The organism is Brevundimonas diminuta ATCC 11568 (genome assembly GCF_000204035.1).
Taxonomy (GTDB): Bacteria; Pseudomonadota; Alphaproteobacteria; order Caulobacterales; family Caulobacteraceae; genus Brevundimonas; species Brevundimonas diminuta.
Genome location: NZ_GL883084.1, coordinates 180,991 through 190,070, shown reverse-complemented (window position 1 = coordinate 190,070; position 9,080 = coordinate 180,991). Strand labels below are relative to the sequence as shown.

Below are 9,080 nucleotides of genomic sequence, written 5' to 3'. Positions count from 1 at the left end.
GGGCCGCGACGCCTGCGCCGTGGCGGCTCCGGCCGCCGCGAGCGACGCGATCAGCGCCATGCCGGCGAAGGCGGACGACGCACGTTTTTGAAGAACGCTCATGCTCAATCTCCTTCAGGCGCAGCGATGTCGACGTGGACGACGCGCAGATTGTAGAGGCCGTCGTTGTCGGCCGGGACGGTGAAGTCGAAGCCGCCCCTGGGGTCAGTGAAGAGTTCGACGCGATAGCGCCCGCCCGGCTTCAGCCCCTGGACGGCGAAGCGGCCGACGCTGTTGGTGAAGAAGGGCTGGGAAGCGGCGTCGGGTTCGTCCAGGGCGATCACGCGTCCGCCGATCAGCGACAACGGCGCCGGGCCCGCGGCTCCGCGCCCGGTGACGGAGCCCACGGCGCTGACGAAGGCGTCCGAACCGATCTCGAAGGCGTAGCCGCTGCGATAGGCCGGCCGCACCCGCCGTACGCCCTCGCCGATGTCATAGCCGGCGGGCACGTCGATGACGTCGTAGTAAACGGAATCGTTCACATACGACCCCAGGTAGGGATAGAGCACCGGACCCAGGGGGCCGCTGGCGGCCGAGTAGCGGCCGTCGCGCAGGACTTCGCCGGCGATGACCGGACGATCTTCCAGGCTCGGGTGGCTGTACAGGATGGCGAAGCTGTCGGCGACGCGCCGGCCGATGGCGGCCTTGCCGCCCGCGAAGGCGATGGCGGTAGAGACGCTGGCGGTCGTGACCTGCTGGTCGCTGATCGAGCCGAAGTCCTGACCGTATCCGGCGTGCGAGATCGAGGCGTTGAAGCGGTTGCCGACATAGTCGACGCCGCCCAGAAGGCTGGCGGGACCGTCGTCATAGGTGGCGATGGCGGAATAGCCGATCGAACCGGCCAGGTTCTCCGGGATCTTGTAGAAGGAGGCGGAGGCGCTGTTCAGGTTGGAATCGTAGCGTGCGTCGGCGCGTACGTCGCTGGACGGCCGCCAGGTCAGGGCGAAGGTGAAGCCCCAGCCGTCGCGGTCGCGGCGGCCGCCGGGCGTGTCTTCGTACTTGAGGTAGTTCACTCCCGCCTGAGCGCTCCACTGACGGTTGATGGCGTAGTTGGCCGTCAGGTCCGAGCGGAAGGAATCGCCCAGGCCCGCGCTATCCCGCGACTTGTTGTAGGCCAGGCCCACGCTGCCGTAGAGGCGGTCGGAGAAGACGCGCGAGTACTGGCCGTAGGCCTGCCAGGCGATGGGGTTGGAGGCGTCTGGGTCCGAAAGCGTCGCAAAGCCTTCCGACACATGTTCGAACTGAACCGTGAAGAAGTCCGACGTCGTGGGGCGGTCGATATAGAAATCATAGGCTGCGACAAGGGCGTAGCCGCCGCCGGCCGTGTCGCTGTTGCTGGCGCCGACCTGGAAGTTCAGGCGAGACCCGTTGCGCAGGATGAACTGGGTCTGGGCGTTGGCCATCTGGACCCGTTCGCTGGCCTGCAGGCCGACGCCCAGGGCGGGTTTGTCGATGAAGGCCTTGCGCCAGTAGCCCGTGAAGGCGAGGTCGCCGTCCGAATAGTCCGGCTGGCCGAAGCTGGGACGTCCGGCCACCCCGAGATATCCGCCGTATTCGTACTCGCCGGGATCGAGGTCGATCGAGTCGATATAGGCGCTGTAGCGATAGGATTGGGAAGCGCCCGATCCGTCGACCACGACGACCTCCAGGTCATTGCTCCCGGTCTGCACCGGCAGGTTGGACAGGTCGTACTGGCCGGGGTCCAGGCGCAGTTCGCGCACCAGGGCGCCGTTGCGTAGGATACGCACCGTGGACTCGCTCTGCAGCAGCAACTGCCGGTCCTGGCGGAACACGTTCGGACGATAGGGGTCGAAGCGGCGCCGCTGGCGCGTCACGCCGACGCCGCCCACGTCGGCGTAGCCCTGCAGACCGCGGAACTCGGGGTTGAGATCGCCGACGGTCCAGCGGCGGTATTCCTGGGGCTGGTCGTAGACGAAACGGGCATAGCGCCGCAGCCATTCATAGTCGCCGGACCCCAGGGTCTCGCGGCCCTGAACCTCGGCCTCCAGAACCAGGCCGCGCCAGCGGCCGGCGCCGTTCAGATAGACGTTCGGCGCAGGGGCGTCGCCGGTCGCGTGGCGATAGCTCCACGATGTCGCCGCGTTCAGGAAGGCGGAGAAGGGCAGGGGCGCCAGGCCTTCCGCCTCGGGGCCGCCGCGCTCGAACAGGACTTCCAGGCGTCGAAGATTAGGGGCGATGCGCACTACCAGCAGCGACAGGGCTGTGGGGTCGTATTCGAGCGACACTCCTTGAGCGGCCAATTCCTCGCCTTCGAAACCCTGTTGGCCGGCCAGTCGCGCCGTGAGCGCCGCAGCGGCCTCGTCGGTGAGCAGGGGCGTGATCAGTTCGAGGAAACCTGCTGAATCGACGATGAAGCGATCATCGCGCGTCAGCGTCACAGGAACTTCGCCCAGAGGCCGCCGGTTGAACGTCAGCGGCGCGGTCAGGGTGATGTCGCGGTTGTAGGGATTGATGTCAGGACGCACGACCGCTGCCGGCGAGGCGGCGGTCTGGGCGGCGCTCTGGGCCGCGCCCGGCGGCGGGTTCTGCAGAGGTTGGGCCTGAACCTGCGCCGGGGTCTGCGCCTGCGGCGGCTCTTCGAACCGAGGCGGCGCCGTGATGATGGGCGCGTCTTCGCTCAGCGACGCCCCGCTGGCGGGCGCTGCGCCGTTCGAGACCAGAACCGAGGCCAGGATCGCCGTAGGGACTAGCCGAGGCTTCATTGGCTGAAGCGCACCTTGATCGGCGCATCCGGCGAGAAGGCGACGCTGGTGGGCAGGTAGAAGGTCCGATCGCCCTTCAGGGGCTCGAGATAGCCGGCGCCGACGGCCTCGTTGACGGTCGAGGCGTCCAGGCGGATTTCGGTGCGCGCGCCGTCGGGACCACGCCCTTCGACCCACCAGGTTGCGCCGCTCATCAGGGCGTAGCGGCGGCCGGCGTTGCGCACGCGGACCTCGACGCCGGGAACCTTGGCGGCGTTCGGCGTCGGGGCGGCCTCGCCCGTGCCGCCGACGCTTTCGTCGATGACGGGGGCGGCCGGGGCGGCGTCGATTTCAATCGCGCGGGCGCTGACGACCGAGACGTCGGCCGTTGCGCCCGGAGGGGCGACGGTGACCAGCGACTTCATATGGTAGACGACCTGCACCTGGGCGGCGAGGTCGCCGCTGGCGCCTTCCTCCAGTTCGACGGGAAGCTGGCGGATGCCGACGTAATAGGCGCGCGACACGTCGATGTCGGGGTCGCCGACCCACTGGACCCGGATCACCTGGCGTCCGCGCACGGGCACGACGCCCTGCGGCGGGAAGACCAGGAAGTCCTCATCGGCCGGGGTTTCCACAAGCTTGCCGTTCTCGTCGAAGGAGATGCGCGTGATGCGCGTTTCATAGGGCAGAGCCTTGGCGGCCAGGTTCTGCACCTCGATCCGGGCGGAAGATCCGGCGCCGCGCGACGAGATTTCCGCGACCATGGGCGAGACGCGCATCGCCTCGACGGCGGTGGCGGTGATCCCCAGGAACAGGGTGGCGGCCAGGACCAGTCCGATGCGGGACTTCTTTTTCTGTCGTTCGACGCGAGGCGCGGCCCGCTGTTTCAGCCCTAGTCCCATATTCACCTTCCCCCTCGGTCTGCAGACTCGTGTACCGACGTCATGCAGGATTCGTGCCGCTGATACGCAAATGACGCCCTGCTGATGCTTGAAGCCCGCCCGACAGGGCCGGGCGGGCTTCTTCGCATCTTGCCGGGCCGTTTTAGATGGCGGCCAGTTCGATCGTCAGGGTGTCCTGATAGGTGCCCGAGACCAGCGACTTGCTCGGGACCGGCACGTTGATGTTGACGTTGAAGTGCGACTTCCAGGCGCCTTGGACCTTCAGGTCGCCGGCTTCGGTGGTGTCGACCGTCAGCGTTTGCGTCGAGGCGGTCGCCGAACCGGCGCCGGCGGGAACGCCGGTCCAGGTCGCATCCACCTTGTACGGCAGGTTGGCCTGGAACTGGGCGCCGTCGAAGGCGCCGGCGTAGTTCGACTTCATGCCGGCGACGCCGTTGGTCTTGGTGATGCGCACTTCGTTGCGGGTGTTGCAGCCCGCGGTGTTGGTCTCGATCGAGGCGTTGGCCGCGCTGACCATGTCGAAGGCGTCGTCAACGCCGCCGTTGTCCAGGGTGTTGATGCCGATCTGGCCGAAGTTCAGAACGGTGTTGATGTTGCCCGAGTAGAAGGAGCAGTCCTGCGAGACTTCGCCGCGCAGGGTGAAGCTGGCTTGGGCGTTGCCGGCGGTGCCGATGTTGTTGGCGACGCTGCCCGAGGCCGAGATCCACGACGCGACTTCCTCGCCGCCGAAGAAGGTCGACACGGCGTTGGCGCCTTGGCCGACGAGGGCCGAGCCCTGGCCCGAGCCGCTGATGCTGCCGATGATCGGCAGGTGAGCCGCGCTCTGGCTGAAGCTGCCGGCCGAAGCGGCGGTCGCGGAGAGGGCCAGCGCAGCGACGCCGGCGATCAGTTGATAGGCTTTCATTTCAGTCTTCCTCCAAGAAGTGCGCAGGATTGCGCCAGTCACACCCGCTTTGGCCGCGCCGCACACGCCGAGCTTCCGCACAGTCCGCTCAGCTGCCCCACGGGGGCGCCAGGCATCCACTCGACGCTCGATGTGCTTCGCGTTCATCGCCGGTCTCTACAGCCTCGGCACGAGGCTGATCTCCACGGTTTCCCAGTAGCGTCCGGCCAGCAGGCCGGCGCCTTCGGGCTCCATCATCTCGATGTTCAGGCGGCCGCCGTCGAAGGCGACGCCGCCTCGGCTCGAGATCACCTGTCCCGCCTGCAGCTGCCGGCTGGTGAAGTCGCCGGTCGCCGCGCCGCCGCGTCCGCCGCGGCCCGGGTTTCCGCTTTCCAGCGGCACGTTGATGGCCAGGCGATAGGCCGCCAGGCCGCTGTACGGGCCTTGCCCGCGCGGCAGGGTTTCATGCGCCAATCCGCCGTTGGCGGAGCGCAGATTGATGTCGAAGGGGACGTTGCAGCTCAGGCCGAAGCGCGTCTCGACGGCTAGTCCGCTGCGCCGCAGGTCGCCGAAGTCGACGCCGCCCAAGGCCCCGATGTCGCACCGCGGCGAGATCCGGCCCACGGCTTCCAGCACCAGGGACTTGCGCCCGGCGTCGGCGGCCTCGGCCGCCGTTCCCGCTGCGACCAGCATTGCGGCTGCAAGCAAACAGGCTGTTCGCATCTGCTCCCCGGCGTATGTCGCCGCCCCCTCGTTCGAGGGCTAAGGAGCACGTTAGGCTTTTGTTAATCGTCCCCCATTTGGGGTACGCGCCAAAAGAAAGAATGGTTAATTTCATGATTATTCGATGAAATTCGCCGCGTGAGCGAATTGGAGCGACCCCGCCTCGTGTCGAGGTCGTTGGGGGAGCCTGATATGAAGATGCTTTTCGCGGCCGTTTACGTCCTGGCGCTGGCCGTCCCTCAGGATCCGCCGGCCGCCGCCGGGCCTGCCGACGCCCCGATCTCGGCCCTTGAGGTTCAGCGTCGGCCCGACGCCGTCGGCGATCTGCGCGTGTTCGTCAGCGAGACCGAGCTGATGTCCTACGCCGAAGGCGGCGAGGCGCGTCAGGTCAACCGCCAGAAGTTCGAGCTGGAGACCCTGGCGGCCTCGACGGAACGGATGACCCTCCGGTTTCGGTTGCTGGAAGCCTCCTTGACGGACAGCCGCGATCCCGGTCTGGAGCGGCTTCTTCAGGCCTGGGTCGGCGTGGATGTGGTCGTCGTCGCTGACGCCTCTGGACGCCCCGTGGCTTTTGCGGACTGGCCCGCCGTGCGGGAGGCGTACCGCACGCGTCTGAGCGAACTGGGCCTGCAACAGGAGCAGGGGGATGTCCTGGCGGCGGGGCTGGACCGCTTGCCGCCGGAGGATCTGCTGTCCCTGCTGCTGAGCGATGTCGCCTTGCTGGCGGAAATGCAGCCCCGACAGCCTCTGCCGGAAGGCCGTGTCGAGCAGCCGCTTCAGAATACGGACCAGGTGGCGCGATCCGGCGTGCAATCGGCTTCGCGCACCGCCGACGGATGCGGCCTTCTGCTCACGCGCTCGTTCAGCGCCGAAACGCCTGGCTCGACCGGGACCGCGAACAGCATGAAGCGCGATACCCGCGCCACCCTCCATATAGCGGACGGCTGGGTGTCCGAGGTCAGCCGCACGACCGCGATGCGTGCGGGCGAGCAGCGGTCGGATGAGGTGGTGCGCATCCGGCGTGATCCGGCGCCGCAGTGTCCCGCCGCCTGATCGTCAGCCGCAGGCGGGTCAGGACAGCCGGAAGGGCGATATCTTGGCGAACATCTCTTCGCGGCTGCTGACGCCCAGCTTGGCGTAGGCGCGTTTGACGTGCGTGCGGGCGGTTTCCAGGCTCACGCCGAGGTCTTGCGCGGCTTCTGTGACCGTAGCGCCGTCGACCAGCCGCTTCAGCAGAGTGGTTTCCGCCGAGGTGAGGTCGAGCGCGGGACCGAAGTCGGCCCACAGGCGGCGCGATCCCGCGGTGTCGCTGAAGGCCAGGATGACGGCTTGGGCTTCGCCCAGCGCGATCCGCACCGCCCGGATGATCAGGCAGTCTCCACCGCCGTCGCGTCGAGCCAGAACCCAGGCTCGAGGCTCGTCGCCCAGGTTCTCAAGAAAGGCGGCGAAGGCGAACACGCCTGTGCGCTGGGCGAAGCTCAGTCGGCCCCCGACTTCACCAAGATCGCGGTCGATGGTGAGAAGCCGGCGCCCTTCTTCATTGCTCCACAGAAGGTGCAGGCTGGGCGTGATGATCATGGCCGCACGGCTGCAGCTCTTGCTCCAGGCTTCTGAGCAGGCGGCCTCATTGATCGCTTCAATGTCGAATCGACACGCCTCCGCCGGTCCCTGCAGGCCCACCCCGTTCCCTCCCCGTCGACAATCCAGGGCCGTAGCCCCGTCTCGCTCGTTGATATTATCGCGATCAACGAACAGCGCCATTATGTAAAATCGAGGGCGTTAACTGTAAAGTTTGAAACTTGATCGGCGGCCTGTGATGCGCGTCGATGAGGCGCGGCGCGCAGAATGACAAAGCCCCCCGCCGAGGCTTCGGCGGGGGGCTTTGTCGCGTCTGAACCGAAAAACTTCGCCTATATCGGCTGAATCGTCAGGGCCAGGACCAGAGGTTCGTCCAGCTGCACCTCGTCGAAGCGGTAGGCGATGGTGCGGATGGCCGCCATATTGGAGCGACGCAGTTCCAAATTGCCGGTCTTCGTCAGGTTCAGCGATCGCTCGCCATAGGTCATGCGGGCGGTCTCTGTGGCCTTGAGCGGACGATAGGCGGCGGAGACGGTGAAGCCTCCAGGGCTGTTGCAGGCCTCGATAACGGACCCTGTCCGGCCGGTCTCCGCAACGACGGTCGTGTCGGGCCGCACCCAGCAGGCGACGGGTACGACCGCGCGCAGTTGGTAGGAACCGCCCGCCCTGGGGCCCGCCGCAGCGATCTGCGGCGAAGCGAAGGCCGTCACGCCGGCGGCGACGGCGACAAGAAGCGCACAGCGGCGCAGCCGCATCAACTTGGTCATGGCGTCCTCATGGCTCCTGATTGCCACGAGACCATAAAGGGGGCGCCCTTAACGCCTGCCGATCAGACAGGCTTAGTGCGCGCTTAATTACTATAATGAACCATTGTTTACTTTGTCTCTGCTTGGTGGGGGCTCACGGCGGGAGCTCCTCACCGGGCGATCAGAACTGTCAGCTCGCGCGACGCGGCGGTGAAAAGCCATGACGAGACGTTTAGCGGAAGCTGAATGCCCAGTCCGCGCGATCATGTCTATCCCGGGCGCTAGAAGGTAAAAGGCGCCGAACGCCATCGCGAGCTGAAGAGCGTCGGGCTCTGGCCGACCCTGCTATCCTCGAGCACGAAATAGAGACTTGTTTCTATCCCCGCGCGCAGGGCGTTGAGCAAAATCCAGTAACACAAGATTAAAGTATAGCAGAAAAAGCCGTGGTGGCGGACAGAGAGGAAATCCGCTTTCCTCGTAAATCCAAAACCTTGATGTGTCTAACGGGGTGTAGCCCCCATATTGAAATTCTTTGGGATTTTCCCCGTTTGGCTAACCTGGCGGGAGACGTTTTGGCCACGAAAAACCCCGCCAGCGTTGCAGCGCTCGGCGGGGTTCGAATAGGCTGGGCACAACACTCAAGGCCGCAGGCATCCTACCCACTGCCAGACTCGGCTGCAACGCCGGAGGCTCGACCATGAGCCGCCGTCTCGATCCTGAAAACTTCTGCGCAGAAAAACTCGCTTGGCATAAACGGATCATGCGAGACCCCGCCGTCTCACGGTCCGCCAAATCTGTCGTCAGCCTACTCGTGCACGACCTGAACCCCTGCGTAGGGGGTGCCTGGAGGGGCCAGGACAGCATGGCCGCCAGCCTTGGCTTGAGCGACAGGCAACTGAGGCGTCTGCTCAAACAACTCGAAACCGCTGCTTATCTTCAAATCGAAGTTCGCAAGGGCCGTAGCCGAACCAATATCTACCGCGCCACACTACCCGACGATGCCGCAGAGGCATCTGAAAAGCGGACATCCATGACCGATCAAATGGGAGAAAAGCGGACACCCGCGTCCACTCAACCGGCAAAAAACCGGACACCCAAGTCACGAAAACCGGACATGGACGTCCGACAATTCCCTTATGACTCCATTAGAAGATTTCGCGCCGCCGAAAGCCAGCAGCGGGACGTGGTCGGTACGCCGGCGCAGGTTGTCCCGTTTGCGCAGGCCGACATCCGGCAGGCGGTCGTTCAGGTCATCGGGGAAGCTGCGACGGTGAGCTATTTGGATTGCGCCAGATGGGAGCCCGATGGCCAACGCATCGTCTGCTCCAGTCCTACCGCATTCGGTCGGCTGAAAGACCTTGTCGGTCGTCCGCTTGCTGAGAGAGGCGTGTCCATCGTTCTGCGCTGCGAAGCCACACGCCTTGCGGCCTGATCGGAGCCTTGCGGCGAAAGTCTGCGATATTCACCGCAAATTTCGCGCTGATTGAGTCTTGCTCTTGCGGCGAAT

General features: G+C 65.8%; 8 protein-coding genes. 2 read left to right on the top strand and 6 right to left on the bottom strand.

Annotated elements, in window-relative coordinates; translation table 11 throughout:
* Window positions 1-104: 104 nt before the first annotated feature.
* The 4 genes from BDIM_RS00980 to BDIM_RS00965 form a co-directional block, all read right to left on the bottom strand.
* Window positions 105-2,762 carry a fimbria/pilus outer membrane usher protein gene (locus tag BDIM_RS00980; RefSeq protein ID WP_003163695.1) on the bottom strand — a complete coding sequence of 886 codons (2,658 nt, stop codon included), beginning with the start codon at window positions 2,760-2,762 and terminating at the stop codon, window positions 105-107.
* On the bottom strand, window positions 2,759-3,643 hold the full coding sequence (locus BDIM_RS00975) for a fimbrial biogenesis chaperone (RefSeq protein WP_003163694.1): 885 nt from the start codon (window positions 3,641-3,643) through the stop codon (window positions 2,759-2,761). Before BDIM_RS00975 ends, BDIM_RS00980 begins: the two co-directional genes overlap by 4 nt.
* A gap of 142 nt (window positions 3,644-3,785) precedes the next feature.
* Window positions 3,786-4,547: a spore coat protein U domain-containing protein gene (locus BDIM_RS00970; protein WP_003163693.1), complete on the bottom strand. Its 762-nt coding sequence runs from the start codon at window positions 4,545-4,547 to the stop codon at window positions 3,786-3,788.
* Window positions 4,548-4,703: 156 nt separating this feature from the next.
* Window positions 4,704-5,234: a hypothetical protein gene (locus BDIM_RS00965; protein ID WP_143276795.1), complete on the bottom strand. Its 531-nt coding sequence runs from the start codon at window positions 5,232-5,234 to the stop codon at window positions 4,704-4,706.
* A 207-nt stretch (window positions 5,235-5,441) separates the two neighbouring features.
* Between BDIM_RS00965 and BDIM_RS00960 the strand changes: the two genes are divergently transcribed.
* Window positions 5,442-6,302: a hypothetical protein gene (locus BDIM_RS00960; RefSeq protein ID WP_003163691.1), complete on the top strand. Its 861-nt coding sequence runs from the start codon at window positions 5,442-5,444 to the stop codon at window positions 6,300-6,302.
* 18 nt (window positions 6,303-6,320) lie between these two features.
* On the opposite strand, the gene BDIM_RS00955 is transcribed toward BDIM_RS00960, so the two are convergent.
* Window positions 6,321-6,827 carry a helix-turn-helix transcriptional regulator gene (locus BDIM_RS00955; protein ID WP_128719413.1) on the bottom strand — a complete coding sequence of 169 codons (507 nt, stop codon included), beginning with the start codon at window positions 6,825-6,827 and terminating at the stop codon, window positions 6,321-6,323.
* A 332-nt stretch (window positions 6,828-7,159) separates the two neighbouring features.
* Window positions 7,160-7,594 (bottom strand): hypothetical protein, encoded by a 435-nt coding sequence (locus BDIM_RS00950; RefSeq protein WP_040344483.1) that lies wholly within the window; start codon window positions 7,592-7,594, stop codon window positions 7,160-7,162.
* Window positions 7,595-8,270: 676 nt separating this feature from the next.
* Between BDIM_RS00950 and BDIM_RS17340 the strand changes: the two genes are divergently transcribed.
* Window positions 8,271-9,005 carry a helix-turn-helix domain-containing protein gene (locus BDIM_RS17340; protein ID WP_143276796.1) on the top strand — a complete coding sequence of 245 codons (735 nt, stop codon included), beginning with the start codon at window positions 8,271-8,273 and terminating at the stop codon, window positions 9,003-9,005.
* Window positions 9,006-9,080: the final 75 nt, after the last annotated feature.

Bases quoted from the DNA above. Each gene is read 5' to 3' on its own strand.
- BDIM_RS00975 (WP_003163694.1), bottom strand. From the start codon at position 3,643: ATGGGACTAGGGCTGAAACAGCGGGCCGCGCCTCGCGTCGAACGACAG.
- BDIM_RS00960 (WP_003163691.1), top strand. From the start codon at position 5,442: ATGAAGATGCTTTTCGCGGCCGTTTACGTCCTGGCGCTGGCCGTCCCT.
- BDIM_RS17340 (WP_143276796.1), top strand. From the start codon at position 8,271: ATGAGCCGCCGTCTCGATCCTGAAAACTTCTGCGCAGAAAAACTCGCT.
- BDIM_RS00950 (WP_040344483.1), bottom strand. From the start codon at position 7,594: ATGACCAAGTTGATGCGGCTGCGCCGCTGTGCGCTTCTTGTCGCCGTC.
- BDIM_RS00970 (WP_003163693.1), bottom strand. From the start codon at position 4,547: ATGAAAGCCTATCAACTGATCGCCGGCGTCGCTGCGCTGGCCCTCTCC.
- BDIM_RS00955 (WP_128719413.1), bottom strand. From the start codon at position 6,827: ATGATCATCACGCCCAGCCTGCACCTTCTGTGGAGCAATGAAGAAGGG.
- BDIM_RS00980 (WP_003163695.1), bottom strand. From the start codon at position 2,762: ATGAAGCCTCGGCTAGTCCCTACGGCGATCCTGGCCTCGGTTCTGGTC.